The sequence below is a fragment of the Sphingorhabdus sp. genome, assembly GCF_023910635.1.
Taxonomy (GTDB): Bacteria; Pseudomonadota; Alphaproteobacteria; order Sphingomonadales; family Sphingomonadaceae; genus Sphingorhabdus_B.
In genome coordinates this window covers 1-24015 of the sequence record NZ_JAAVVZ010000007.1, presented here as the reverse complement: position 1 = coordinate 24015, position 24015 = coordinate 1, and the positions used below count along the sequence as shown (strand labels likewise).

Here is a 24015-nt window from a genome sequence, read left to right as displayed (position 1 = left end):
TGGGCGATACAGCTCATGCAGCGTTGGCTCGCACGTGGGCCATAACTTCGGCGAACAAGTCGCCCAAATTCGGATCGGACGCCATCAGCTCCGATACTTGATCTAAAATCTGCTGAAAACGGGCCTCGTTGACCAGCGCGGCGCCAAAGCGGTCGACCAATAATTGTTCCACAATGGTCCGCCGCAATTTGCGGTCTTCCACACCAGCCCTTGCGGTCCGTCCAGCGACCGCGCGCACCGCGTAATGACTGACCGTTGGTTTAGCATCCGTTGCTGCAGTAGGCGAAGTCTTCTTCGTCTGTGCCCGCTCCGCCAGCTTCTGCCGCAACAGAATAACAAAGCGGTCAGTGTTCGAAATCGGGTCCATCAGTGCTTCTTGGCGTTCACGCTGTCTTTCAGCTCAAATTGCTGCAAGAGCATATGCGCTGCGGACGACGGAACTGACTGGTCTGGTGAAATCTCGGTTGACGGTGCCCGAGGGCTGTCTTTGATTTCATCGAGTATCAATTGCATGTCGGTACTGATAAGCGGGTTTTCGGTGTTGAGTTCGATGCCTTTATTCAGCAACCGTCGGGCCTCGGAAAAGTTATCGCCCGCTAGATTGGTGAGCCCTTCGGCAAAAATCCGGAGCGGTTCGTCTTCGGGAAGGTTAAACAACGGTTGCCATACGCCGATAGCATCGACCGCCCTGCCCGATGTCAGGTCGAGAAACCCGAGCTGGAAACGGGCAAGCGCATAATCCGGTGCAATCTCGATTGCCCGTGCCATCGCGCTGCGGCCCTCGTCATATCGTTGCAGTCCGGCCAGAACCGAGCCGCGAACAAAATGCAGGCGCGGGTCGAGCGGATAACTGATCTGCATACTTGCGATGGTAGCAAGCCCGCCCGCGTCATCGGTTTGCAACTGACGGACGATCGACGCCATCGTATCGTCGGGGCACAATATGCCTGCTTCGTAGCCCTCACTCATTCCCGCCTATCCTTCTAGCCTGAACCTACCATTATTAGACACCCGCTTTCGCAACAATGCAATCGCCGCCTTGTGAATTTGCGATATTCGCCCTTTAGTTACGCCCAACAAATTGCCGATTTCGTCAAAGCCCATTGACTCAAGATAATGATATCGCAGTACGTCGCGATCACGCTCCGGCAGCGCCTCCAGCTCGCGGCGCATCTGTCCTATCGCCTGCTTCCAGACCAACGTGTCATAGGCATCTTTCGCAGGATCGCGCTCGCTTTCCTGATATATCGCGCTGCTGTCGAGCATCATGCCCAATGCCAATTCAGCCGCAATATCGCCGAGAATATCGAGCGCATCGTCGATCTTTTTCGGCTTGGCATTGTCATGAGAAATCGACCGCAGGCGTTCGCGCGCCAAACGCTTACGAAGGCTTATCTGGTGATTCACTTCGCTCAATTTGGCAAGACCGTTGAGGATCGAACCAGAAATTCGCCTAGGGCAGTAAAACCGGAAAGGGACGCCAAGCGCCGGGTTGAAATTGTCGATGGCCTCAAGTAGGCCGGTGCTTGCCATTTGCGACAGCTCCTGAAATTCGACCGGGGTCGAATGATTGTCACGGACAAATCGAGCAGAAATTCGTTTTGCCAACGGCAGATACCGCAAAAAAAGCCGCTCGCGCGCTTTTGCAGAATTTTGCAGCTTGCAAGCATCCCACAGCGCGGCTTCTTCCTCCGGTATTTGGGGCGATGGACCCACGGGTAAAGGCGAGCGCGCTGCCATCGCTATCGGAAGCTTCCCAGCACCCCTTCCAATATTAGACTCCAACCATCAATCAATACAAACATCAGAATTTTGAGCGGCAGTGATATCGTCGCCGGCGGAACCATTAGCATTCCCAGCGACAGCAATATGGCGGAGACCACGAGATCAATTAAAAGGAAAGGCAGCAGTATGACAAAGCCAATGGTAAATGCCGTCCGCAGTTCGTTGAGCATGAAGGCCGGTGTCAGCTGCATCAAACCGACGTCGGCGGCGGAAGGCGGCAAGGGCTCTTTAGCGATAGCGTACACCGTTTTCAGATCCTTGTCCCGAACCTGCCTTAACATGAACTCCCGCAACGGCGCGCTAGCCCTTTCCATTCCCGTTTCAATCGATATCTTGCCAGCGAGGAAAGGCTGAACACCGTTGTCGGCAACATTCTGCATCGTCGGCGCCATCGACAGCGCCGTCAGAAACAGCGCAAGGCTAACCAACACTGAGTTCGGCGGCGTCTCCGGCATGCCCAGCGCATGACGGATCATAGACAGGACAATCACGATACGCACGAACGACGTCATGCAGATGACTATCGAGGGGATGAATGCCATCAGCCCGAGGAGCAATGCCGTACGCACCAGTTCGGTTGAATCAGCAGGAAGCGCGCTGTCCAGCGGTCGCGCAAAAGCATTGCCAGACAATCCAATCGCCAACATGCATGCAAGGAAAATTGCGCCGAACCGCGCCACGGACCGGCTCATTCGTCGGTACCCGTCACGACGGGTGCGCCACCTGTCGGGGTCAAACTCGCCCCCTGCTGCGAGAATAAAGCCAGATATTCTTTTCCGTCGAGTTCGATCAGATAGATGCCCCGCTGCGGTCCCAGCGAAATCTGCTCGACCAGCTTCAGCCTGTCAGCCCCAACCCGCTTAAACAGGGTACTCGTCGGCAATTTGCGCCTGAGCGCGAATATTGCACCGGCGGCAAGCGTGATGCAAAACAGGAATGAAAATACCACCCGCCATACGGAAATTTCCACCCCACCACCTTGCGCCAGCTGCTGTGCCTGAATCGGGGCATGCGCCAACAGGGCAGACAGAATTGCTACGCTATGGATGGCCCGGATTCGCATGACTATTTGCGCGCAACAATTTCCGAGATCCGAACGCCAAACTGATCGCCAACCGAGACAATTTCTCCTCTGGCGACAACATGTTCCTTGAATTTAAGTTCGACAAGCCCGTTCAGCGGGGTATCGAGTGGGACCACCATATCGCTTGCGAGATTGACAAGTTCGCTTACTGTCAGTTTGCCCCTGCCGAGGCTTGCCATCAATTCGACTTTGACATCGCCAAAAATCTCGGGGTCCAGCCGTTCAATCGCTTTCTCGGCAGCAATTGACTTCTCACCAGCCATCATTTTTTTTTCGGCAACTCGATCAACAGTTTCGGTGTCGGATTTGGCTTCGGACTTTATCACGTTTCACTTCCTTCAAATTTGTGGGCAGTGAGTTCTAGGCGCCCTTCATTTTGTCTAAGCACTGCTGTCAAAAGTAGGCGGCCCGAACTTTCTGCTTTTATTTCAATCGGATCCGTCAAAACCCGATCTAGTATGACGACGTCGCCGTGCGTCATGTTATGCAGATCGAGCGCAGACATAGTGGCGCAGCCGATGTCAGCTAAATAGCGCACATTCACTGGGCTCAGGACGTCTACAATCGATACATCCGGTATTCTTTGAGGCACATGGCGGCTGCACTGCGACTTGCGTAATCTGGTCAAAGCAGACGAAGAAATGCCGACCATTATCGTCGAATCCGGTCCTCCGCTAATCTGCAGCTCCAAGCCACCGCTATGTTCGAACGGATGACCTGAGGTCGAAGTTTGCCTCGGACCTTTTTCATCACCGACTATTCCAGCCATACCGCTAGCGAGATCAGCTGTGATCCGCTCAGAAAAAAGCAACATCAGGCCTTCGTCATCGCTGGACAACTTATGCTCGCGGCTGGACATATGTAACGCATGCCCGGCAACCGCGAGTTGCGTTTTCTCTGCGCAATCGATGAAAATGCCATGCCCAAAGGCACGCCATTCAGCTTTGGCGGATTTCAAAGACCGGCCACCTTGTTGGGAGCGAACGCGTGCGAGTTCGAACGGGCGGGCACCGAACCAGCGCTGCGACCAAGCGGTGACTACCGGTTCGAAGGCAGATGTAACGGCGGGACTGGTCAGCGCGTCAAAGGGTAACCAGTCGCTATGTTCTTGCGTCAACCCTGACCTCGGATTCCAAATAATTGCTGGATCATGTCATTGGTCGCACTGACGACCTGAGAGGATGCCTGAAAGCCGCGCTGAATCAGAATGAGATCGCCAAATTGCTGCGACAGATCGACGTTCGATGCCTCGATCTGTTTGGAAACAAGACGGCCCACGCCATCGGTATTGCTGGCGATAACTCGGGTCGGGCCTGAACCGTTATTTTCGAATAGACCGCCGCCGACCCGGCGCAACTGCTGAGGGTCGCGGAAATCGGCGATTGCAACGGCACCCAACAGATCGGTTTTCTCGTTTGAATAAGTGAGCTTGACCTGGCCCTCTGCATCTACGGTAACGCCCGAAAGCGCACCAACGCCGTTACCGTCGATCGAAGCCGATCGCAGGGTCGATGTCGTTCCCGCCGAAAACGACGTTACGCCTGATGAGAAATCGAGCACGACCAAGAGCGGAGTCCCGCCCGGCGAAGTGGATGTGAAAGTCAGTTTTTGGGTGGTCGGATCAACCGCGCTGCCCGTGAATTTCAGCGCAGAGGTACCCAGATTCGTGCCGGTCTGATCGGTCACGGTTACCGTCCATTCGCCTTGCGTATTGGGAGCCTTGTCGAACTTGACCTGCCAGGTCTGCTTGCCGCCTTGCGCGTCGTAAACTGCCAAATCGGCGACCGTTGCCGTCGTCGCAGACGAGGAAAGGTTGTCGGCAAATTTGATCGTCGTGGTCGCCACCGGTGCGCTGGTGCGCCGCGTGTCAATGTTGAGCGCCACTGCCCTGCCCGAACTATCAAGCACGCCGAGCCGGTAACCGCTGTCGCCCTGTTGCGAAATAAAGCCGTCTTTATCGACTACGAACTGGCCAGTGCGGGCATAATAGGTTTTGCCGTTGTTCAACAAAACAAGGAAACCGCTGCCCCGAATGCCGAGATCAAGATCGCCTTCCGACTGGCGCAAATCGCCTTGGCTGAAATCAGTTCGCGGGTCGCCAAAGCGGACCCCATTTCCGACCTGAACATTGTCAGACCCGCGGAAAAATGTCAGCCCGCCGCCGCCATAGCTGAATATGTCGCTGAAGTTTGTCGAGGTCGCCTTGAACCCGGGCGAATTCAAGTTAGCCACGTTATTACTAATCGTCTGCAGGCCCTTGCTGAAAGCATTCAGCCCGCTCAGCCCCGTGTAAATTGCTCCTAACATAGCCCCTGCTCCTCAGCGAACTTGCGCAATATTTGCGATTGAAAGGTTGGAAATCGTCTGCCCGGTTGCCGTCTGTATGGTCACCGTGGGTTGCCCGGACGTAAACGAAACGGACTTTACTTCACCCGAGACAGTTGACGCGCCAGCACTCACATCGATCGTTTTGCCCAGCAATGCCGTCGCTTGCGTCGCCGACTGCGCCGACAGCAGGCTTGTAATCTGGTCGTTGAGCGACTGCGTTTGCTGAAGCTGCGAGAATTGCGCGAGTTGCGAAACGAATTCGCTGTTTTCCAGCGGCTTTAGCGGATCCTGATAGGTGAGCTGAGTCAGAATTATGCGAAGGAGCGACTGAAACTCCAAACCAAAAGCATTTTGCGCCGTAGCGCCCGTTGATGATGTCGGTGCAAGTGCCATAAACCCTCCTAAACGTTGTTTTTTCCATTAACGACGAGACGCCGAAGTGTCACGCCGAAATCCTTCGCAATTTGTTCCGCAAGGTCGTTTAATTCTTGAATTTCATTTTCTGAAACAGCCAATTCTTTGCAGATTATCGAAATTCCGTGGGGTGTTTCGATGACCGTTAAACCGAATTTACTGCCGGGGCAGCTTTGTGATATAACCTTTTGGAATATTTTCGAAACGGGTGACGGCAATTCATTTGCCGTCTCATCGAGGCCAACGACCTTAATCTCTAACGAAGGTAATGAAGGTGCGAGATTTTGTAAGGATCGATTCGGCTCTGTTGCATTTACACTACCGCTAGTCTCGCCGCGGTTTCGGGGCACGTTGATCAATACAGTTTCATTGTCAGATATTATCAACGCACTTTCAAAAAGTTTTGCGCCGGTCGGGTTTGCGCTGGTCGGGACCATTGCCTCCGGCGTAAAATCCGTTCCACTTATCGAGCCCGATTGGTCTGCCACATTGTTTGATAAATCATGTGCATAATGAAGGCCGAGCAAACCTACCTCTGAAAAGCCCAGCGCCTTATCCTTTATGATATCTTTAGCGCGGTCGCCCGCCTCGATTCGCCAGGCAAAAGATTGATCGCCAGCACGCGAACGAATTGGTCCTTGCTGCGACGCAGCATGTAACTGGCGTTCGGCTATTATCGTCATCGCCGCATTTCCAGTCGCGTAATCCGGTCGGCCTGTTCGGCCAAATGCCGGTCTTCGATTTCGCTGAGCCGCTTTTTTCGGGCTTTTGAAAGCAAGGAATGAGCGCATCTCTCGTTGGCGATCATGACTGACAACTGAGACCGAGCCCTGTTTAGAACGCCGTTTTTTTGCGCAACATTGTCCCCGGCTATTTCGACCTCAGCAACGGAGTTGTTAATGGCATGACCCCAAAAGCCGTTGCTCGCCGGGTCGAACGTCGATGCCCCGATGGCCCGTTCCCAACCACTCACCGTAAGCTCAAGATGATCCTGCTGCTGCTTCTGCTTACGTTTGGCAGCAACAACATCACGGTCCGCCGCTACGCATTTGGCCTCCGCCAGCCTTGCCGCAATCGCCCTAATCCCCGCAATCGAGGCGAGCGTCTCAACCCTTCTGCGTGACCGACTCATGCCTGCTCCCCGCAATTTGAGATAGCTTGTCGGTAACAGCAGCAAATGCTGTGGCCTCGTGCTGATCCTGCCTCAGAAATTCGTCGATGACGGGCTTTGACACAATGGCGGCATCGAGATCGGGGCTGGCACCTGCGGAATAAAGCCCCGATTCGATCAATGTGCGCGACCCTTCGTAATTGGCGAGATGCGCGAGAACATGGCGCGCAGAGGCCAAATGACTTTTGGCGATGATTGCCGACATATTACGGCTGATGCTGCGCGATACGTCGATGGCCGGGAAATGGCCGCGTTCGGCGAGGTCTCGCGACAATATGATATGACCATCAAGCAACGACTTCATCATCTCCGAAATCGGATCGTCGACCTCGTTGGTTTCGCTCAACACCGTCATCAAAGCGGTGATTGCTCCGCCCGATTTCAGAGCGCCGCATTGTTCGACGACACGCGGGATCGCTGCGAATACACTCGGCGTATATGCACGTACTGTCGGTGGCTCGCCGGCAGCCAAGCCGGTTTCGCGCATGGCCATGGCAAGTCGAGTCACCGAATCGAGAATGAAAAGGACATGTCGGCCTTGCGCACGCCAGTGCTGGGCGAGCGCCAGCCCCTGATACACGGCGCGTACCCGCAGGGCAGCCGCCTTGTCCGAAGTCGCCGCAACGACGGTCGCGCGCTCCCGAATATCTTCCGGCAGTTCCTCGGACCAGAGATGCTCAACCTCACGGCCCCGCTCGCCCACGAGGCAGATAACGATATGATCAGCATCGATCTGGCGTGACAGTTGCGAGATGAGGCTGGTCTTGCCAACACCGCTCGCGGCGAAAATGCCAACACGCTGACCAACACCCAGTGTCAGCAACCCGTCGATGGCGCGCAGGCCCGTGTTCAGCACCTGCTTGGGCGAAGTGCGCTGCAATGGCTCAGGCAAGGGCGCGAGCAAAGGTGCAAATTCATTGGTATTGATCGCGCCTTGATTGTCAATCGGTCTGCCCAGCGCGTCAATGGCACGGCCCATGAAAGCATCACCGACCGGCACTCGCGCATCGCCCGACAGCGCGGTAACCGAAGCACCCGCCGACAGCAGGGATGTGTCACCAAACGGAATCAGCGCGATGTGATCCTTGTCGACCTTCACGACCTCGGCGATTACAGGAGGTGCGATATCCACGCTGTTGCCGGTCGCGATAATCGCGCACAATGTACCAAGCGGCACATTCGGCCCGTCGGCCTCCAACCAAGTCGGCATGATCCGGTTCAACCGTCCACACCGCTCGACCGGGTCGAGCGCCTCAAGCCGGGAAAGGAAGCGATGCGGTTTCACCGGGCGTCTTCCGTCTCGTCGATCGTGATCATCTCGTCCAGCAGCGCTCGAGTCGAACCCCATTGTCGGTCCAGCCCGATTTCAAGCGTCCCGAGCTGCATGCGCATTTGGCAGCTGCCTGCTGCGAGATCGTCCGATACCCGCACACGCTCGGGGACCACGGAAAGCGACGCCGCCAGTTCGGCAACTTCCTGCGTGTTGGGGAAATCTGCGCGCGACACTTCAAGCGAAACAAAGCTGCCTTGATTAATCTTCCGGAACTGGTGCCGGATCAGATCGGCGGCCATCGCCTTGCGTCCTTTGGTATCGCCGAATATCTTGTCGAGCGCAGTTTGCGCAATGACCAGCGCGATGCTCTCATAGTTTCCGAGCGTCTGATCGAGCGCTGTTTTGGCAGATTCCACGCCACGAGCCAGCAACTCCAGCGCAGCGGCACGATCATCTTCGATTTCAAATTCCATTGCCGAGCGTCCGGCCTCCTCGCCCTTGGAATAGGCCGTGGCCAAAGCGCCCTCATGTGCTGCAATTTTTGCTTCGTGCTCTTCAACCAATGCTGCCAAACGCCTGTTTTCAGCGGCAAGCGGATTCTCGGCTTTCGTCTCAGAGGCACGAACCGTCGAAACACGTTTTGGAGATTCACCACCCAGTTTTTGGATAACGAACCCATGTGCCAAATCAGTCGATTTTATCAATGTGCTCATGCTGCAACCCTGTGGCCGATAAAGCGGCGGAACAGCTGATCGAGAAGCGAGGGTCGTTTGGTCCCGGTTTCAGGCTGGGGTACCAACTCGGCGGCACAAACCCGCAATTCCGAAATTGCATGTTGTGTCATCGAAAATTGTTCGACCACCTCATCGCCGGCCGCTGGATTACCATTGACCCGTGCCACCAGCCATGACGACAAATTGTCCGGTACGATAAGCGGGGTATGGTGCGGCTGTAGCTCATTAGCGGCGATATCCTCGACGTGGCTGCCTTCGAGTTCTTTCAGCAACGCCAGCACCTTGACACTCTGCTGGTCAGAAAGATCCTCCATGATCGCGTCGAAGTCGGCTTTTGCCATGGATGGCATCCGCGCGACCATCCGCCGCAATGCCTGATCAGAGCGCTCCACGGCCACGCCCCCCTTGCTCATCGACCAGAGACTTCAATCTTTCGGAAAAAGTTTTGCGCTGCGCCAGCGTCATTTCGCGCTGCAGACTGGTTTTGCGAAGGGCGAGAACCAGTAATGGGATAAATATAAAGGCAAGTACCAGCCACAACCAGTTGCTCCAAAAGAGTCCGTCGCGGGAATCCCAAGCGGCTTCATCTGTTGCCACTGGCTTGGCATTGCGCGCCGATGTCGAAAGCGGGGGCAATGACACGGGCGAAGTCAGTATCATCAAACTGTCGCCGCGCGACTGGTCATAATCGACACTTTGCTCTAGCAACGGGATCAAATTGTCATAGGTCTGTAAATCGGGCGTTTTTGAAAAGATAATGGAAATGCGGATCGGGTCGCGCCCGACATCGTCTTCGGTGATCGCAGGAGACGTTGTTTCTGCATCGGCAGTTGAGGTTGGCACAACAATTTCGCGGGATTTTACCAACTCCTGCGCCATTCGTACCGTCACACGCACATTTGGATCAGAAATCATGGGCGCAATCGCATTCCGGACGCGCGCCGCATATTCCTGCTCGACCGGGCTGCCGCTGGCGCTAGCGTTCATGTCAGTGGCTGGGAGCTCTTGGCTGAGCAGCTGTCCTTCGGCGTCAAGAACCGCAACATTCGAGGTATCAAGATCAGGGACCGCCGAAGCGATCAAACGCTGAATACCAGTCACGGTCGAACCATCTACTGACTTACCAAGTTTCGGAGCGATGGTTACCGAAGCCTTGGCCGCACGCCGGTCGCGCTCGAAGATACCCGAATCGGGCAATGACAAATGCACCCGCGCGGTTTCGATGTTTTCGAGCGACATCAACGTACGTGCAAGCTCCCCTTGAAGCGCGCGCTGATAATTTATTTTCTGGGCAAATTCGGTGAGACCCATGTCGCTCTGGTTAAACAGTTCAAAGCCGACTGTTCCTCTAAGCGGTAGGTCGCCACCCAATATGTTGACCCGCGAGGTATCGACCTTATCTTCCGGCACCATGATCGTAGTTCCGTTGTCAGCCAGTTCATAGGGCGTTTTTTGCCGATCAAGCTCCTCGATGATTAACGAGGCATCTTCGGATTTAAGGTCGGTGAATGCGAGACCATAGGGTGTACGGATGACCAGATACCAGAGCGCAAACAAAAACAGCGCGGCAAGCAACGCGCCGCCTGCAACCAGAATAATTTGCCGGTTATTTGCTTCGCTCGATTTAAGTCCGGTGTCTGCCATAAAGAACGTATCAAATCTGCATATTCATGAGTTGCTGGGTCGCCTCAAGAGCGCGGTTTCGCACCTGAATCATAAGCTCGAAAGACATCCGCGCCTGTTCCAGGGCATAAGTCACCTGGTGCAGCGGAACCGAATCGTCGATGGCAAATTGCGCGACAAGACGGTCGGCCTCGACGAGCTTGCTGTTGGTCGCCTCTATGCCCTTCGACAAGATTTCCGGGAAGGACAGCCGGTCTGTGACCTGAGTCTGAATGGGCGCAACGCCCAAAAGCTGCTCGGCGGCCTGACCCACAGGTGCAATAGCTTCAATCATTACGAGCGCCTTCCGATATCAAGAGCTTTGGAGTACATCTGCCGAGCCGCATTCATTGCGACGATATTGGCTTCGTAAGCCCGCGAGGTCTTGACCATCAACGCCATTTCGGCGGCATGGTCGAAACCGGGATAGCTGACATAGCCTTCGGTGTCGGCTTGCGGATGTGCCGGCTCATAAACCTGCCGGGGCACAACATTCTGCGCTTCGATTGAGTAAACCGATACGCCGCGCAAATCGGTCTTGTTTGCCCGTTCTGCCAAGACGGAGTTAAATGACCCCGCTGGCCCCGATAGCAGACGAAGCGGACGATAGGGCTCACCATTGGCGTCGATTGTTGTATTCACATTGGCGATGTTTTGCGCAATTACTTCAAGCCGCCGCCATTCGACGTCGAGCCCGGTGCGGCTTATTTCCATTGCGTTCATGATTAGCGGCTCCCTGCTGCGGCCAGTGCCTCGATTTGAAGCCTGCGGTTCAAAAGCTCGGCCAGAGTACCGTAGCGCCCGGCAGTCGATGCCGCCGTAGCCATTTCCAGATCGAGGCGAAGTTCCGACCGGCCGGTTTCATCGATCGACAGACTGACCGTTGGCTGGACCTGGCGGATATCGCCCGGCGCGCCCGACGCTGCTGCGGCCCTTAGGGCATCTTCGAAATTTACCCTGAGCGGACGGTATCCCGGCGAGTTGGCGTTAGCGATATTCTGGGAGGTCACCATGGCACGCATAGAAAGGCCATCCATTGCCTTCAGCAAGATTGTGGCAGAAATCGAATCCATACTTACCCTCCCGTGTTAGTTATTGGACAATGATATCGGCGTGCAGCGCGCCAGCGGCCTTCATTGCCTGCAATATCGCGATCATCGTCCGGGTCGGAACTTCGGCCCGCGAAAGACCCTGCACGAGGTCGGCTACCGAGGTTCCCGGAAACCGCAGCACAGCGTTCTTGTCTTCTTCGACATCAAGCCGCGTGTTGGTCACAATAAGGCCGCGCGCATCGCGAACATAGCCGCCGTAGATGTTTGACTGGCTGGCGCTGTTATCGATGGCCACAGACACCTTGATGTCGCCTTGCGCGATAACCACATCGGATATCTTAACACTGCCTCCAGCAACCACGGTACCCGATCGTTCATTTATGACAATGCGAGATATCCTGTCCGGCGTCACCGCCACATTTTCAATCCTAGCCAGAAAGCTGTTGAGCGGCCCCGCCATCTCGCTGGTCGATATATAGACTGCATCAGCCGACTTGACCGACGCGATACCATAGCCAAAATTCTGGTTGATGCCGCTGGCAATTGTTTCGGCGGTTGTGATGTCCGGATCGCGCAAGACAAAAGTGATGCCGCGTGGGTCGCTTTGCAAATTCGCCTCTACCGCTCTTTCAACAGTGCCACCGCCCGGTAATATTCCAGCAGTAGGATAATTTTTCTGCCGCAGATTCTGCTCGGCCTCAAACCGATAACCTCCTATTACCAGCGCGCCTTGCGCGAGCGCATAGGATTGCTGGTCGGGCCCCATCAACGGCGTCATGAGCAAGGTGCCACCGGCAAGGCTGCGCGCGTCGCCGATTGATGTGATCGCAATGTCTATCCGGTCTCCGACATTTGCCGAAGGCGGCAAGGTTGCAGTTACCATGACAACCGCCACGTTGCGGCTCTGTACTTGATCCGCAGTTACGTTGATGCCCAAGCGGCCCAGCGTGTTTTTTAGCGCCTGACGCGTTACTTCATTGCGCGGCGAGTCACCCGTGCCCGACAGCCCCGTCACTATGCCGTAGCCAACCAGCGGGTTATCACGCCACCCTTGGAAACGCCCCAGGTCTTTAAGACGTATCGGCGAAGCAGCCGCCTCCGCTATCGGCGCAAACGCGCACACTAAACTCAGAATAACAAGAATAAGCCGGTTCATAGCAGGCCGAGCCAACTGAAAATCTGAGTCACAATTCCCGGCTTGGCACCACGCGACGCAAAGCCCCTGCCGTCATATTCGATATTGGCGTCGGCAATGCGTGACGACAGCACTGCATTCTGACCGTTGATGTCATCCGGACGAACCCTGCCACTGACCTTTATGTTCGTCATCTCGCCGTTAATTTTCAGGCGTTGCCAACCGGTAATCTGCAAGTCGCCATTCGGGTAAATTTGAGTAACCGTCGCGCTTAGCTGGGCAACCATGCGATCAGCGCGGCTATTGCTGCCTTCGCCGTTGTATCCGCCGCCGAACGTCAGTCCTGCCGATTCGCCAAAGGATGAACTGGCGGCGATCTGGCCGCTGATCGAACTTTGCTTTTTCGAACCCCTGCCGACCGAGTTGGACGCGGTGTTGTTTTCGGCAACCAGCACGGTGATGATATCGCCGACCGCATCGGCTTTGCGATCCGACGCAAGCGAGGGCCAGTTGCCACCTTTATACAGATCTTCGGCTACGGCAGGACTTGCCAGAAGAACCACCATCAATACCAAAGCAAATTGCCGATGCATTTTCATTCCCCGCAACACAGCGCCGAAATGGCTTTGCCATCCTCGGTCCGTATGAACAGCTTACTGCCGGGTTGACCATCGCTCATTGCGATGCCCCGGCGTTCTATAATGTAGATACCGGCAGAGACCGTCAGCTGAACAGGGTCGTCCTTTAGTATAGCATCCGCTCGGGTAGCACGCGCCACAGGCAAGAGCAGATTCGCGCTGCGCCGCCGGACAACAATATGGCCCTTCATCTGCGCCAACCAAGGTGCAAGCGCAGGCACTAACGACCGGGCGCGCGCCGCAATATCTTCCCCACGCAAGCGCACAGGGTCGTTGTTGTCGGGCAAATTCATCAAGGCAAGCTTGGTCGCCCGGTCGCGCATCGGCATTGGCAATTTGCTGGTATCAGCAACGTCCCCCAGACGCAGCACATCACCGCGAACAATTGCCGTCGGCGCAAGCGATACCGATCCGGCGAGTGCCAGTGCAATGATCGATGATGCGAACGAGAGCGACCCCAAAATCATCGATTATCGTCGCAGCCCGTTGGCAATTGCCATCAGCTGATCACCTGCTTGAACGATTTGTGCGTTTGCGCCATATGCGCGCTGCATCAAAAGCAGTGTTACCATTTCAGAGCTCAGGTCGACGTTTGACGCTTCGAGCGCGCGTTGGACGAACACGCCCTTGCCCTGCTCACCCGGTTCGAAGATTCGCAATTGCTCGTCATCGGCGGCGCGGAAATAGCCACTCCCTACCGGCTCCAATGTGTGCACATCTTCGGGCATCGCGATGCTGATATTGCCCAGTACAACGGGAACTTCTTCGCCCGCCACTTGGGCCAGAACGCGGCCATCGGGTTCTATGCGGATTTCACCGGCATCGTCGGGTACCTCGATCAATGCGCGCAACGTCATTCCATTCTCCGTTTCGAGCAAGCCGTCGGCGTTCACCTGAAATGCGCCGCCGCGCCACAGCCAGACCTGGCCGCCCGGACCCAGCACCTCGACAAAGCCGTCGCCGCTTATCGCAAGATCGAAGGGCTTGCCGGTCCGACGCAAATCGCCCTGTTCGTAAATGCGCGGAGATATCCGCGCCTCGACCCCAGACAAGGCATCTGGGAGGGCAATGTTGAGTTGCTCGGAATCCTCGCTGACCGAAGAGCGCATGACCATTTCGGAGAAGCGAATCTCCGATCGCTTGAACGCGGTCGTGTTGATATTGGCCACATTGTTGGCGATAACGTCCAACCCGCGTTGCTGGGCCTGTAAGCCTGTCGCGCCGATGTAAAAGGCACCGTTCATCGCACATTCTCCCCAAAACTGGTAACCGCCCGCCCCATCAGATCATCATAGACATTGATCACACGCTGCCCGGCCTCGGCACGGCGTAGTGCTTCCATCATCAAGACCATTTCATCACCGGTGGTTACGTTAGACGCTTCATATGCACCCTGCTGTACCGCAGCATCGTCGAGCAACGTCAGGGTGGCATTCCCCGCAGCAAAGCCGCCCTCCGATGCCTCCAAGGCGGCCTGGTCATCCGCGTCGAAAACGCCGATCCTGCCCCGAAGCAAGCCGGCTTCGGTAACCGCACCATTGCTGGCAACAGCGAACTTATCACTTTCGACCATCGCATCGGTTCCATTGGCGAATTGCAGGACGCCGCCACGGTCATCGACCAGCCGACCGTCAGCGTCGGCCGAAAATTGTCCGCGCCGTGTATAGCTGATCCGGTCGTCGTAGCGGACGGCGAAATATCCCGCGCCTGCTAACGCCAGATCGTACGGACTACCAGTTTCAACAAGCTTACCATTGCGAAAATCGATGGCAGCGGCAACACGTGGCAGGGGTGTAGACTGGCTGTCAGTCGATTCAACCAATGCCGAAAAAGCGACTCGGCGTTTATATGCCGGAGTTGTCGAATTTGAGAGGTTTTGCGCTGCAATTTCCACCCGCCGCTCGGCTTGCGAAAGAACAGACACTCCTATATCCATCAGTCTACCCATAGTCACGGGCTAGCATCAATGCCGGTTATTATCAACATGTTTTATTTAACTAATTTTCTATTCACTCTTTAATATGTCGAAAGAACGCAAATCTATTGATTGCGGTACTTCATTCACCGAAATCACCGCAAGTCGGGGCGCAGTTCGGCGCAAGAATGACTTGAGCTGTCGCCGTATTGATGGACCGCACAACAGTGCGGGCGCCACACCCTGCTGTGTCATCGCGTCGACAAGCGGAATTATTTTACGCATAATCGATTCTGCAAGGCGCGGCTCAATGATCATCGAACTGCCACCTTCGCTGCGGTTAATGGCGTCGGTAATTTGCGCCTCAATCCGGGGGTCGAGACTCAGCACCGACAATTGCTGGTTCGTACCTTTCAGATCGTTGCAAATGATGTAGCTCAGTTTCTGGCGAACGAGTTCGGTGAGCTCGCCATGATCTTTCGTCAGCCGCCCGACATCCACGAGTGCTTCACAAATCAGATCGATGTTGCGGATCGCAACCTCTTCGTTAGCCAAGTTCTGCAAAACGCGCTGAATGTCGGAGACCGACATGATGTTTGGAACAAGTTCTTCGACGAGCCCCGCCTGCCGGTTCCGCACACCCTCCAACATCGCCACCACATCGTTACGCGTCAGCAGCAATGCGGCCTCGCTCCTTACGATTTCGCCAAGATGAGTCATCAGCACGGTGATCGGATCGACCAGCGTGAAACCAAGGCCCTGCGCCTTGTCCCGCTGCTCATTATTGATCCAAAGCGCAGGCAGGCCGAAAGCCGGATCGCGCGCTTCAATGCCGGTCAAACCATCTCTCGACGAATTCGACCGAATGGCTAAAATCATTTCAGGCTGCACATTAGCACGGGCATATACGGTGCCGAACAACTTCACCTCATAATCATTACCACCCAGATTATTGCCGTCCTCGATGATTACCGCTGGAATCGTCAGCCCCGTCGACTCAGCCCGCTGCTTCCGCAGTGCCGTAATGCGCTCGGCAATAACCGGCTTCATTGGCAGCCATGCCTCGGCCAGATCCTTGCCCAAGCCAACGCTAATAGCGGCAGGTTTCATGGCGGCTGCTCCGACGATAGCATCGGCCGCAGCATCAAAAGCTTCATCGTCCGGAGTCTGCGCCGCTTTCGCCTTGCCACGCGCGGCGAACCAGGCAGCCGCAAATAACAGTAGCAAGATAATGATTGGCCATTTGGGCATTCCAGGGAGCAGCAGCAAAAAGAACAAAGCGGTCATCACGATGAGCGATATCTTCGGGACCGACCCCAGCTGCGCCAGTATTTCGGTACTCAGTTGCCGGTCAGCGGCGGAGCGCGTAACAATAATACCGGTCGCGACCGAGATAATAAGTGCCGGTACCTGAGTGACAATACCGTCGCCGATGGTCAGCAGCGTATATTGCTGAAGCGCCTCACCCCATTCTAGGCCACGCTGCGAAACGCCGATGATCCAGCCGGCGATCATGTTGATCAGCACGATAATGATGCTGGCGATGGCATCGCCCTTCACAAATTTGCTTGCCCCATCCATGGCGCCGTAGAAAGATGTTTCCTTCTCCAGCGCTTTGCGCCGCGCCTTTGCTTCATCCTGATCGATTAGGCCCATATTGAGATCGGCATCGATGCTCATCTGCTGGCCGGGTACGGCGTCCAGCGTAAACCGCGCGGCAACTTCGGACACGCGTTGCGCGCCTGACGTCACAACCACAAACTGCACGATAATCAGAATTAAAAAAACGACAAGGCCGATGACGAAGCTGCCCTGGATCGCAAAGGTCCCGACCGAGCCGATCACCTCTCCTGCATCGCCGTCGGTAAGGATTAGGCGAGTTGCCGCCACATTCAGAGCGAGGCGGAATAAGGTGGCTACAAGCAGCAAAGAGGGAAATGTCGAGAACTCGACCGGCTTGCTGACATAGAATGTCAGCATCAAAATGGTCATCGCGAAAGAGAAATTGAGGATGATCAGAAAATCGAGAAGCGACGTCGGTATCGGCGCGAACAGGATCATCAATATCCCAATCATCCCTCCGACGAGGAAGAGATCGTTGTTATTGGCGAGAAGACGCTTGAACATCAGGCTGGGACCTTAGCTTTTATGTTGTGACGAAGATATAGGTCGGCAACATGTTGGTAAAAATCATCCGGAATTTCCTGCGCGAGACGACCCTTGTAAAAAAGCTGCCGCGCAAGCGCCGGTTCGCGAACGGTGATCACGCCAAATGTAAACGCGATCCGCTTGATCCTTTGCGCCATGCCGCCCGCGCCGCGCGAAACTATTTTGGGTGCTGCCATCCTGTTTGCATCATAGCGCAGAGCCACGGCAAAATGCTCCGGGTTCGTGATGATGATATCGGCACCCTTTACATCACGCAGGCTCTTGGCGACCTTTGAAAATTCGGAGTGGAGTTGCTTGCGCGCCTGTTTCATTCGCGGTTCCCCCTCGCGGTCGCGATGTTCGCGCTTCAACTCGCGCCTGCTCATTCGCATTTTCTTCGCAAACTCCCGGCGCACAAAAATCTGGTCCAAGGCTGCAAAGCCGAGGGCTGCCAACGCGCAAAACATGATCAGCCGCAATGTCGCAGACAGGATGACCCCGGCCAGCCGCGCACCATCGCTGATCGCTTGGCCACCCTCGTTGATCGCCCCGCCAATGACCAGCCATGCGATGGTTGAATAGACAGCCAGTTTGAAAAGTGCTTTAAACGCCTCAATCACCGACCGCCACGAAAACAATCTCTTCAAGCCTTTGGCGGGATTAATTCTTCCGAAATCGGGTTTGAGCGGTGTTGCGCTAAAAACCGGCCCTACCTGCAAAAAATCCAGCACGAGCGCGATTGCAAACAGACTGCCAGCAAATGCCATCAGCGGAAAAACGACTGGCGAAAATACTCTGCCGATAACCGAGAGCAATGCACTTTGGCCGTCGACCAAAGAGGGGCCTGCAGCAAAGGCCTGACCAGACGAATGCGCGATAGAAAACGCCAGCTCGGTGCCGCCGATCCAGAAGAAGCCAAGCGCCGCTGCGACCGACGCAAAAAAGCCAAGATCGAGACTTCGTGCGACCGCGCCCTTTTCCCGCGCGCGCTTCAGTTTGAAGGGAGTTGCTTCTTCCGACTTGTCAAGTTCGGCTTCTTCCATCGGTCAGAGCAATCTGGGCATTGCGCTTAGCGCGTTGGCAACCAGGCGCGCAAGCAGCGCGCCAGCAACGCCAATCGCAACCGGCATGACTGCCAGTACGACGATCGCCTTGACCTGAATGCCGAGCAAAAGTGCATTCATTTGCGGCACAGTGCGCGACAGCATGGCAATGACGATATCTGTCAGAAATAGCGCCAAGATCACCGCACCCCCGACGCCAAGCGCAATCAGCGACACGACAAAAACATAAGAAGTTATCCGCGACAGCGGCGCATATTCATTGGCGCTGCCCAACGGCACAGCCTCCAGCGAGGCCGCAAAAAAGCGGAGCAAATCGAGATGCCCGTTCATCGCAAAAAAGGTCGCACCGGCAAGATAGGCGAACAGCGTTCCCATCAAAGGCGTCTGCCCTCGCGTTGTGGGATCGATAACGAGTGCAAGCCCGAACCCAGCCTGAATATCTATCGTCCGCCCGGTCAAATAGAGGCCGCCGAACATCAATTGCAGGACAACAACCGGCACCAGCCCCATAAATAATTCGCGTACGCCGCCAATCAGTAAGGTTGAGGCCGAAGCATTATCGACGAGCGCAGCATCCGGATAAGCACTTACCAAGATGGCCGATAGCCCCATGCCCATCAACCCAGTGAACAATTTAGGCACTCGGGTGAGCGTGAACGGCGGCGCGAACAGGAATACGGGCGTGATCCTGAGGCTAAGCAGCACGCAGGACGTCACCCAGATTTCCAGACTGTTGCCCCCCATAGATGTCGCTATCCGAGACTGGGAATCGTGCGGATGAGCGAAATCGCAAACTGCATCATGCGCCCGACCATCCAGGGCCCGAGAAAGATCAGAAGCAGCCCGGCGACCAGCATCTTGGGAACATAGCTGAGCGTCATTTCCTGCAGCTGCGTCGTTGCCTGCAACACACTGACGACAAGGCCGACGAGCAGGATCGCCGCCAATATGGGGCCTGCGATAATCATCGCCTGCCACATCAGCTGGTTCATGAAATCAAGCGCCTGGCCCTGAGTCATGTCATGCGTTGCCTCTGCCGCTGCCCGAATGCATCCCCAGCCCAATCAGCGCCTGTGCCAGGGTCTTGCCGTCGATTCCCATCGGCGTGTTCATAGCACGCTCGCGGATTTTCGTCGCCAACTCCGGTTTGCCGTCCATTTCCAGCAACAATGTGCGCGCAAGAATTCCGCCGAAACATTCCTTGTCGAGCCGCAACGCGATATCGGTCCTTCGGCGTGCGCGATCGGTATTGCCTTCGGCGATATCAAGCACCGCCAATGCCCCGTGGGTTTCGGCAAAGTTATCGTCATGCGCCAATGCCGTTTCAAAGCTGCGCCGCGCCGCGCCGAGATCCTTCCGGATGAAATGCGTCCAGCCCGACGCAATCCACGAACCCAGATGGTCGCCGAAAATTTCCGCACCCTTGTCGAGGCATGGCGCAGCAGCGTCAAGATCGCCTTGCGAAAGCAGGCTCAATCCCTTACCGAGCCAGGCGCGAGGTGCGTCGGGGTGTTCTGCAAGCGCGCGATCGAACAGGCTAAGCGCAGCGCCAGGCGCATCGTCGTGCAAGCTGATCAGCCCCTGCGTGGTTAGCGCATCCGAACCGCCGTCGGCGCGCGTCGCATAATGCCGTGCAAGTTCGAAATCATCGGAATCCATCGCCGCCACCGACAATGCACCGAGCAGATGATTGTCCTTGGGATAAATCTCCGCCATCCCTTGCCCTGCCGCGATCGCATCCTCGATGCGCCCAAGATGGTGGAGCGTCTGCACCTTTAGCCCAGCGGCGCGCGGAACCGTTGCGACCACTTCCTCGTCGAGCAATTCCAGCACATCTTCATGCCTTTGTTGCAATGCGCCTGCCCATGCCAGATTGAACCGGACCGAAGGGTCGTCGTGCCCCGCAGCGCGCAGCGCGCCAAAAGCGGCAACCGCCTCATCAAGCCGCCCCTGCCGCATCGCCGCAATGCCTTCGACATTCAGCAAGGGCGGCGGCACGTCTGTGAGTGCGCGATAGCGTGTGACCAGTTCGCCAACGGTATCGAGCGCTGATTCGTCGAGCGCGGCATTGGCGGCGTCGGCAATCAGGCTCAGATTTTCAGGATCGCTTTCGAGGAACCCAAGCAATCGCGACAGGCGCGAAGCGTTTGCCGCCGATTCATGCTGCGCTGTCACGACCCGATTCCCCTCCCCGATTAACGAGACATATGCCCGAGACAAATGGCAAAGCGCAAGCGCTACCAGCCACGAATATCGCGCGCGCGCACGAAAATCGATTCCTCCAGATTTTGCGCGGTGCTGGCCATCACCGGGGCATCGACCCAGACACCATCTTGTCGCTGCTGCCGCACCAATGACACCCGCAGCGTATCGGGCCGCATGTCGCGGTCGAGTATCTCGATCTTCATCTGGGTGCGGTCATCGGGGTCGGATGGCGCGCTATACCAGTCGGTCAGGATCAGGCCTTTGCCGGGATCGGCGGCGACCAGCGGAATGGCCTTCACCGCATCGAGCGAGGCGCGCCACAGATAGGCGTTGATCCCCGAAGGCACTTTGTCCAGCGCGCGATTTTCGTCGACTTTGCGAGTCAGCGTTCGCGACTCCATGCCATAAGCCAGACCGCGCCCAAGATCGTTTTCGATCGCCGTGCACGCAGGCAGGGTAGCAATTATGACGAGCAGCGCGCCGGAAAGCAGGATACGGACAGGGGGCATGGGAAACACTCCTCGGGTGGCGACGAAACGATAATATGGCCAACAACAAAGCTTTGCAAGCGTGGGGCGGTAAGCACGTTCAATTAAACGCCGGGTCATGGGAAAGTTACACTAAGCCTGCCCTGAGCCTGTCGAACGGGTGACACCTCAAACGGCATCGCCACAAAATGCGTGGGTGACACAAGTTACGCCTGTTCGATGCTTTTGTGGCGCTTAAGTTTACAAAATTATACGGCAAACGCGGTATTTGTGTAAACTTACGTCAACACTGCGAAGTTGGCTCACCGGGTCCGAAAGCGCGCGCGGAGATCAACATGTTCAAAGAGCCGGTCGTGCAACAGATGCCGGACCAATTCATAGAATCCCAAAGCAAATCCTACATTGCAAGGGGTAATTCGACGAGAATAATTAAGTGCACTGTCACGGTAATTAAACAACCTTACCCGCAGCGTCACAGCCGTGAACCTGAAAAACATGCTTTGCTAAATCAACCGCAACCGTGGTGACAGTCGATAGATCAGATGGTAACTTGCTCATGTGGATGGCTCGGGTGGTGGATCTTTGACAATCACACTCTGAAGGTTCGGAAAGCCCGAATCAACTCAACAGTGCGCCGTCCACAACATCACCGTAATTCTCGCCAAATTGCATCAATATTCACATTTTTCTTTATTTTTAAGAATTCTAATAGTTTTCGGCGGTCGTGATCGGGAAACCCAACCTCAATGCGGTTTATTAAGATACGGGCTATTTCTTCCAAATCACCGGAGTATTTGTATTTCTTGAGTATATTATGTGCCACGTCGACTCTATTCATTGCAGCCGTCACAACCACATTACCGCCGTTGATTGTCATTATGCTCGGGTCTGCTCCGGCATCTAGCAAGAGATAGAAGTTTTCCCACTGCCGACTGTCAAATGGTGCCATTTGCGGGCTGAGGTCCAAAAAATATCCGCGGTTAAATGCTACGCCCAGTGCGGTGTGTTCATTGTCGCCATCAGCTGCGTTGGGGTTACCGCCATTTTGGAGGAGTAATTTGAGTACACTGGCCTGATGGAATTCTGCGGCAATCAAAACTGGCGTATAATGATCAATATAGTAACCTTCGCCGCCAGGGTAAATCGGTCCAAAATCACCATCAATCATCTGATTAGAATCAGCACCAGCAGCCAGCAACACCTTTAAACCTGCCAAAAAGTCGGGATCGACAGCCTTGATGGTTCGAGATTGTGATTTTTGCCATTGCGCTGCTTGGATATCCGGAAACTCCAAGCCATTGCACGTAAGTGCCCAAATCAATGGTGTGACGTTGTGGAGTCCAACTGCATTCACATCGACTCCCATCGAGATCAGTCGACTTAACTCTCCGCTATCGCCCTCACACGAGGCACGCGCCAAATCCTGGGCCTCTTTGCTAGAGAATATGTCCTCAACCGATTTTCCGTATGCGGGACTTTCCATACAGCCTGTATTTCCTAAAATTGCTGTAATTAGAATGATTATTCTCAAATATTTCATCGTCGAGCCTAAATTACGATAGCCGTTCATTAACGTCCGCCTACTTTAGCATCAACCTGCGAGTAGAGCGAATAAATTATAGAATTCATGCTGTGGGGTGTCGGTAAATGGTGGTAATAGCGTATGGTATCCAAATTTGCACCTCTGTGAATATCTTTTTTCGCAAGACCCATTGGAAAACTAACGTGGTTAAGCCTTACGGGACTACCAACCTGAGTTGCTCCAACATATCCTTGTTTTCGTGCAATATCGCCATCAACATAATAATAATCAATAAGGCTACTCGATGTACCGTACACTTGCTTTGCTTCTTTGCTTATAATCAACTCTTGCCGAGAAGTGCCATGCGGACCGTAAATTGTTTTATACTTTAACTTTCCTGTATTTATATACTGCTCTACCGCTGTAACCTCCAAATTTGTTGCGTTAAATGTCGTCGCCCTTTGTCCAGTCACAACAGCTTGGAGCGATGCCAAACTTCCTCCAAGCGAGTGACCTACAAAATGGACCCCCAACCTAGTCCCTCGAGTATGCCTAACAAGCGCGTCGGCGTTATCTGCGGCCAGACGATGCTGATCGGACAAACTCCCTGATAAGTTGCTAGCGTTGGCTATTCCGTCCGGGGTTCGACCGAATGGCCCCCAGTCAGTATCGTTAGTTCCTCTATTGACGAGATAAATTGTGTTTCCGCCCTGATATAGACGAGCAAAATATCCATTGTTGCTAGATGCAAAGAAATTGGAAACGCTACCGGAAGAATAAACCGAATAGCCAGTAGGCCGAAGTTCAGGAATCGATGTAGAGAAGTAGACATCCTTTGCAAGTAATGAGAGATTAAAGGCTCTTTCAAATCTTCTAAAACTAGAACTTTGCGTGCCCACACTCAGGCCTTGCACCTGTTCCTTTAGATAAATAAGACGCCCAACATCGTAATAAGCCGCCGTTGCAGCATCCTCACCCAACCCTCGGGCTCGAAAATCGGCTCTGGCTTTCTCCGCTCCGGCCCTTTGTAGGTCTGTTGTGAACACGAAGGAGAACTTGCCATCATTTCCATCGCCACCGGCCGAAAGCGCGGTGAAAACTTTTTCTACCCCAAGCCTTTTTGCAAGTCTACTTAGTCGTTCCGCATCTTCTGCTGGAATGACGCCAGAGGACAAGGCATCAGCAAGTTCTTGCGCGCCGCCTTCCATCAACCTTTGTCCGCCACCTGCCAACGTACCCCCCACGGCTTGCCCGATGATATCGGGCAGCGCGGCGATGAGGTTTTTGCCAAAGCTTTCGCCATTGATCGCGCTTCGGGTGGCGGCGTTGGCTATGCCGCTGGCGGCAGAGGTGGCCATTCGGTAGCCAAAGCTGCCAGCAGACGCGCTGACCCCGAA

General features: G+C 55.1%; 31 protein-coding genes. All 31 read right to left on the bottom strand.

The genetic code is table 11. The features are described from left to right. Nucleotides 1-13: 13 nt before the first annotated feature. Complete coding sequence (locus tag HEQ34_RS05815; protein WP_296198674.1) at nucleotides 14-367, bottom strand: hypothetical protein; 354 nt, start codon at nucleotides 365-367, stop codon at nucleotides 14-16. Next, on the bottom strand, nucleotides 367-969 hold the full coding sequence (locus HEQ34_RS05810) for a hypothetical protein (RefSeq protein WP_296198672.1): 603 nt from the start codon (nucleotides 967-969) through the stop codon (nucleotides 367-369). The genes HEQ34_RS05815 and HEQ34_RS05810 overlap by 1 nt, the downstream gene beginning before the upstream one ends. 6 nt (nucleotides 970-975) lie before the next feature. After that, the gene (locus HEQ34_RS05805) at nucleotides 976-1740 is read right to left on the bottom strand and encodes a sigma-70 family RNA polymerase sigma factor (protein WP_296198670.1); all 765 of its coding nucleotides are present in this window, start codon (nucleotides 1738-1740) and stop codon (nucleotides 976-978) included. Nucleotides 1741-1742: 2 nt separating this feature from the next. Then, entirely contained in the window at nucleotides 1743-2465 is a 723-nt protein-coding gene (fliP, locus tag HEQ34_RS05800; protein ID WP_296198668.1) for a flagellar type III secretion system pore protein FliP, read from the bottom strand. Nucleotides 2466-2473: 8 nt separating this feature from the next. After that, nucleotides 2474-2755: a flagellar biosynthetic protein FliO gene (locus tag HEQ34_RS05795; RefSeq protein WP_296198666.1), complete on the bottom strand. Its 282-nt coding sequence runs from the start codon at nucleotides 2753-2755 to the stop codon at nucleotides 2474-2476. Nucleotides 2756-2850: 95 nt separating this feature from the next. Further along, the gene (locus tag HEQ34_RS05790) at nucleotides 2851-3195 is read right to left on the bottom strand and encodes a FliM/FliN family flagellar motor switch protein (protein WP_296198664.1); all 345 of its coding nucleotides are present in this window, start codon (nucleotides 3193-3195) and stop codon (nucleotides 2851-2853) included. Next, nucleotides 3192-3827, bottom strand: coding sequence for a hypothetical protein (locus tag HEQ34_RS05785; RefSeq protein ID WP_296198662.1), 636 nt, complete (start codon nucleotides 3825-3827; stop codon nucleotides 3192-3194). The genes HEQ34_RS05790 and HEQ34_RS05785 overlap by 4 nt, the downstream gene beginning before the upstream one ends. A gap of 155 nt (nucleotides 3828-3982) precedes the next feature. Then, nucleotides 3983-5176, bottom strand: a complete 1194-nt coding sequence (locus tag HEQ34_RS05780; RefSeq protein WP_296198660.1) for a flagellar hook protein FlgE — start codon at nucleotides 5174-5176, stop codon at nucleotides 3983-3985. Between the two features lie 12 nt (nucleotides 5177-5188). Continuing rightward, a complete protein-coding gene (locus HEQ34_RS05775; RefSeq protein ID WP_296198659.1) occupies nucleotides 5189-5590 on the bottom strand; it encodes a flagellar hook capping FlgD N-terminal domain-containing protein in 402 nt (133 codons plus the stop codon). Nucleotides 5591-5598: 8 nt separating this feature from the next. Continuing rightward, nucleotides 5599-6294 (bottom strand): hypothetical protein, encoded by a 696-nt coding sequence (locus tag HEQ34_RS05770; RefSeq protein WP_296198657.1) that lies wholly within the window; start codon nucleotides 6292-6294, stop codon nucleotides 5599-5601. After that, the gene (locus tag HEQ34_RS05765; protein ID WP_296198655.1) at nucleotides 6291-6743 is read right to left on the bottom strand and encodes a hypothetical protein; all 453 of its coding nucleotides are present in this window, start codon (nucleotides 6741-6743) and stop codon (nucleotides 6291-6293) included. The genes HEQ34_RS05770 and HEQ34_RS05765 overlap by 4 nt, the downstream gene beginning before the upstream one ends. Then, nucleotides 6718-8067, bottom strand: a complete 1350-nt coding sequence (locus HEQ34_RS05760) for a FliI/YscN family ATPase (protein WP_296198653.1) — start codon at nucleotides 8065-8067, stop codon at nucleotides 6718-6720. Before HEQ34_RS05760 ends, HEQ34_RS05765 begins: the two co-directional genes overlap by 26 nt. After that, nucleotides 8064-8768: a hypothetical protein gene (locus HEQ34_RS05755; protein WP_296198650.1), complete on the bottom strand. Its 705-nt coding sequence runs from the start codon at nucleotides 8766-8768 to the stop codon at nucleotides 8064-8066. The genes HEQ34_RS05760 and HEQ34_RS05755 overlap by 4 nt, the downstream gene beginning before the upstream one ends. Then, nucleotides 8765-9181, bottom strand: a complete 417-nt coding sequence (locus HEQ34_RS05750) for a hypothetical protein (protein WP_296198648.1) — start codon at nucleotides 9179-9181, stop codon at nucleotides 8765-8767. Before HEQ34_RS05750 ends, HEQ34_RS05755 begins: the two co-directional genes overlap by 4 nt. Next, complete coding sequence (gene fliF, locus HEQ34_RS05745) at nucleotides 9168-10433, bottom strand: flagellar basal-body MS-ring/collar protein FliF (RefSeq protein ID WP_296198646.1); 1266 nt, start codon at nucleotides 10431-10433, stop codon at nucleotides 9168-9170. Before fliF ends, HEQ34_RS05750 begins: the two co-directional genes overlap by 14 nt. A gap of 10 nt (nucleotides 10434-10443) precedes the next feature. Further along, nucleotides 10444-10746, bottom strand: coding sequence for a flagellar hook-basal body complex protein FliE (fliE, locus tag HEQ34_RS05740; protein WP_296198644.1), 303 nt, complete (start codon nucleotides 10744-10746; stop codon nucleotides 10444-10446). Beyond that, complete coding sequence (flgC, locus tag HEQ34_RS05735) at nucleotides 10746-11174, bottom strand: flagellar basal body rod protein FlgC (protein ID WP_296198641.1); 429 nt, start codon at nucleotides 11172-11174, stop codon at nucleotides 10746-10748. The genes fliE and flgC overlap by 1 nt, the downstream gene beginning before the upstream one ends. Before the next feature lie 2 nt (nucleotides 11175-11176). Further along, nucleotides 11177-11524: a hypothetical protein gene (locus HEQ34_RS05730; RefSeq protein WP_296198638.1), complete on the bottom strand. Its 348-nt coding sequence runs from the start codon at nucleotides 11522-11524 to the stop codon at nucleotides 11177-11179. Between the two features lie 19 nt (nucleotides 11525-11543). Next, nucleotides 11544-12659, bottom strand: a complete 1116-nt coding sequence (locus HEQ34_RS05725) for a flagellar basal body P-ring protein FlgI (protein ID WP_296198635.1) — start codon at nucleotides 12657-12659, stop codon at nucleotides 11544-11546. Next, the gene (locus HEQ34_RS05720) at nucleotides 12656-13231 is read right to left on the bottom strand and encodes a flagellar basal body L-ring protein FlgH (protein WP_296198631.1); all 576 of its coding nucleotides are present in this window, start codon (nucleotides 13229-13231) and stop codon (nucleotides 12656-12658) included. Before HEQ34_RS05720 ends, HEQ34_RS05725 begins: the two co-directional genes overlap by 4 nt. 2 nt (nucleotides 13232-13233) lie before the next feature. Continuing rightward, nucleotides 13234-13743, bottom strand: coding sequence for a hypothetical protein (locus HEQ34_RS05715; protein ID WP_296198628.1), 510 nt, complete (start codon nucleotides 13741-13743; stop codon nucleotides 13234-13236). A gap of 3 nt (nucleotides 13744-13746) precedes the next feature. Then, nucleotides 13747-14520 carry a flagellar hook-basal body protein gene (locus tag HEQ34_RS05710; protein ID WP_296198626.1) on the bottom strand — a complete coding sequence of 258 codons (774 nt, stop codon included), beginning with the start codon at nucleotides 14518-14520 and terminating at the stop codon, nucleotides 13747-13749. After that, nucleotides 14517-15212 (bottom strand): flagellar hook-basal body protein, encoded by a 696-nt coding sequence (locus tag HEQ34_RS05705; RefSeq protein WP_296198624.1) that lies wholly within the window; start codon nucleotides 15210-15212, stop codon nucleotides 14517-14519. Before HEQ34_RS05705 ends, HEQ34_RS05710 begins: the two co-directional genes overlap by 4 nt. Nucleotides 15213-15281: 69 nt before the next feature. Next, nucleotides 15282-17318: a flagellar biosynthesis protein FlhA gene (locus HEQ34_RS05700; protein ID WP_296198621.1), complete on the bottom strand. Its 2037-nt coding sequence runs from the start codon at nucleotides 17316-17318 to the stop codon at nucleotides 15282-15284. Further along, nucleotides 17318-18382 (bottom strand): EscU/YscU/HrcU family type III secretion system export apparatus switch protein, encoded by a 1065-nt coding sequence (locus tag HEQ34_RS05695; protein WP_296198620.1) that lies wholly within the window; start codon nucleotides 18380-18382, stop codon nucleotides 17318-17320. The genes HEQ34_RS05700 and HEQ34_RS05695 overlap by 1 nt, the downstream gene beginning before the upstream one ends. 3 nt (nucleotides 18383-18385) lie before the next feature. Beyond that, nucleotides 18386-19147: a flagellar biosynthetic protein FliR gene (locus tag HEQ34_RS05690; RefSeq protein WP_296198618.1), complete on the bottom strand. Its 762-nt coding sequence runs from the start codon at nucleotides 19145-19147 to the stop codon at nucleotides 18386-18388. 8 nt (nucleotides 19148-19155) lie between these two features. Continuing rightward, nucleotides 19156-19422 (bottom strand): flagellar biosynthesis protein FliQ, encoded by a 267-nt coding sequence (fliQ, locus tag HEQ34_RS05685; RefSeq protein WP_296198617.1) that lies wholly within the window; start codon nucleotides 19420-19422, stop codon nucleotides 19156-19158. Between the two features lies 1 nt (nucleotide 19423). Beyond that, nucleotides 19424-20578 (bottom strand): tetratricopeptide repeat protein, encoded by a 1155-nt coding sequence (locus tag HEQ34_RS05680; RefSeq protein ID WP_296198615.1) that lies wholly within the window; start codon nucleotides 20576-20578, stop codon nucleotides 19424-19426. A 62-nt stretch (nucleotides 20579-20640) separates the two neighbouring features. Continuing rightward, nucleotides 20641-21117 (bottom strand): DUF3576 domain-containing protein, encoded by a 477-nt coding sequence (locus HEQ34_RS05675; RefSeq protein WP_296198613.1) that lies wholly within the window; start codon nucleotides 21115-21117, stop codon nucleotides 20641-20643. A 625-nt stretch (nucleotides 21118-21742) separates the two neighbouring features. Then, nucleotides 21743-22666 (bottom strand): hypothetical protein, encoded by a 924-nt coding sequence (locus tag HEQ34_RS05670; protein ID WP_296198610.1) that lies wholly within the window; start codon nucleotides 22664-22666, stop codon nucleotides 21743-21745. After that, nucleotides 22666-24015 (bottom strand): hypothetical protein (locus HEQ34_RS05665; protein ID WP_296198607.1); only part of this gene is annotated, 1350 nt, incomplete at its 5' end. The genes HEQ34_RS05670 and HEQ34_RS05665, both read right to left, overlap by 1 nt.

Bases quoted from the DNA above. Each gene is read 5' to 3' on its own strand.
- HEQ34_RS05670 (WP_296198610.1), bottom strand. From the start codon at position 22,666: ATGAACGGCTATCGTAATTTAGGCTCGACGATGAAATATTTGAGAATA.
- HEQ34_RS05700 (WP_296198621.1), bottom strand. From the start codon at position 17,318: ATGTTCAAGCGTCTTCTCGCCAATAACAACGATCTCTTCCTCGTCGGA.
- HEQ34_RS05710 (WP_296198626.1), bottom strand. From the start codon at position 14,520: ATGAACGGTGCCTTTTACATCGGCGCGACAGGCTTACAGGCCCAGCAA.
- HEQ34_RS05690 (WP_296198618.1), bottom strand. From the start codon at position 19,147: ATGGGGGGCAACAGTCTGGAAATCTGGGTGACGTCCTGCGTGCTGCTT.
- HEQ34_RS05810 (WP_296198672.1), bottom strand. From the start codon at position 969: ATGAGTGAGGGCTACGAAGCAGGCATATTGTGCCCCGACGATACGATG.
- HEQ34_RS05765 (WP_296198655.1), bottom strand. From the start codon at position 6,743: ATGAGTCGGTCACGCAGAAGGGTTGAGACGCTCGCCTCGATTGCGGGG.
- flgC (WP_296198641.1), bottom strand. From the start codon at position 11,174: ATGAACGCAATGGAAATAAGCCGCACCGGGCTCGACGTCGAATGGCGG.
- HEQ34_RS05815 (WP_296198674.1), bottom strand. From the start codon at position 367: ATGGACCCGATTTCGAACACTGACCGCTTTGTTATTCTGTTGCGGCAG.
- HEQ34_RS05770 (WP_296198657.1), bottom strand. From the start codon at position 6,294: ATGACGATAATAGCCGAACGCCAGTTACATGCTGCGTCGCAGCAAGGA.
- HEQ34_RS05805 (WP_296198670.1), bottom strand. From the start codon at position 1,740: ATGGCAGCGCGCTCGCCTTTACCCGTGGGTCCATCGCCCCAAATACCG.
- HEQ34_RS05755 (WP_296198650.1), bottom strand. From the start codon at position 8,768: ATGAGCACATTGATAAAATCGACTGATTTGGCACATGGGTTCGTTATC.
- HEQ34_RS05675 (WP_296198613.1), bottom strand. From the start codon at position 21,117: ATGCCCCCTGTCCGTATCCTGCTTTCCGGCGCGCTGCTCGTCATAATT.
- HEQ34_RS05705 (WP_296198624.1), bottom strand. From the start codon at position 15,212: ATGGATATAGGAGTGTCTGTTCTTTCGCAAGCCGAGCGGCGGGTGGAA.
- HEQ34_RS05780 (WP_296198660.1), bottom strand. From the start codon at position 5,176: ATGTTAGGAGCAATTTACACGGGGCTGAGCGGGCTGAATGCTTTCAGC.
- HEQ34_RS05730 (WP_296198638.1), bottom strand. From the start codon at position 11,524: ATGGATTCGATTTCTGCCACAATCTTGCTGAAGGCAATGGATGGCCTT.
- fliF (WP_296198646.1), bottom strand. From the start codon at position 10,433: ATGGCAGACACCGGACTTAAATCGAGCGAAGCAAATAACCGGCAAATT.
- HEQ34_RS05720 (WP_296198631.1), bottom strand. From the start codon at position 13,231: ATGCATCGGCAATTTGCTTTGGTATTGATGGTGGTTCTTCTGGCAAGT.
- HEQ34_RS05695 (WP_296198620.1), bottom strand. From the start codon at position 18,382: ATGGAAGAAGCCGAACTTGACAAGTCGGAAGAAGCAACTCCCTTCAAA.
- fliE (WP_296198644.1), bottom strand. From the start codon at position 10,746: ATGATTGAAGCTATTGCACCTGTGGGTCAGGCCGCCGAGCAGCTTTTG.
- HEQ34_RS05775 (WP_296198659.1), bottom strand. From the start codon at position 5,590: ATGGCACTTGCACCGACATCATCAACGGGCGCTACGGCGCAAAATGCT.
- fliQ (WP_296198617.1), bottom strand. From the start codon at position 19,422: ATGACTCAGGGCCAGGCGCTTGATTTCATGAACCAGCTGATGTGGCAG.
- HEQ34_RS05725 (WP_296198635.1), bottom strand. From the start codon at position 12,659: ATGAACCGGCTTATTCTTGTTATTCTGAGTTTAGTGTGCGCGTTTGCG.
- HEQ34_RS05715 (WP_296198628.1), bottom strand. From the start codon at position 13,743: ATGATTTTGGGGTCGCTCTCGTTCGCATCATCGATCATTGCACTGGCA.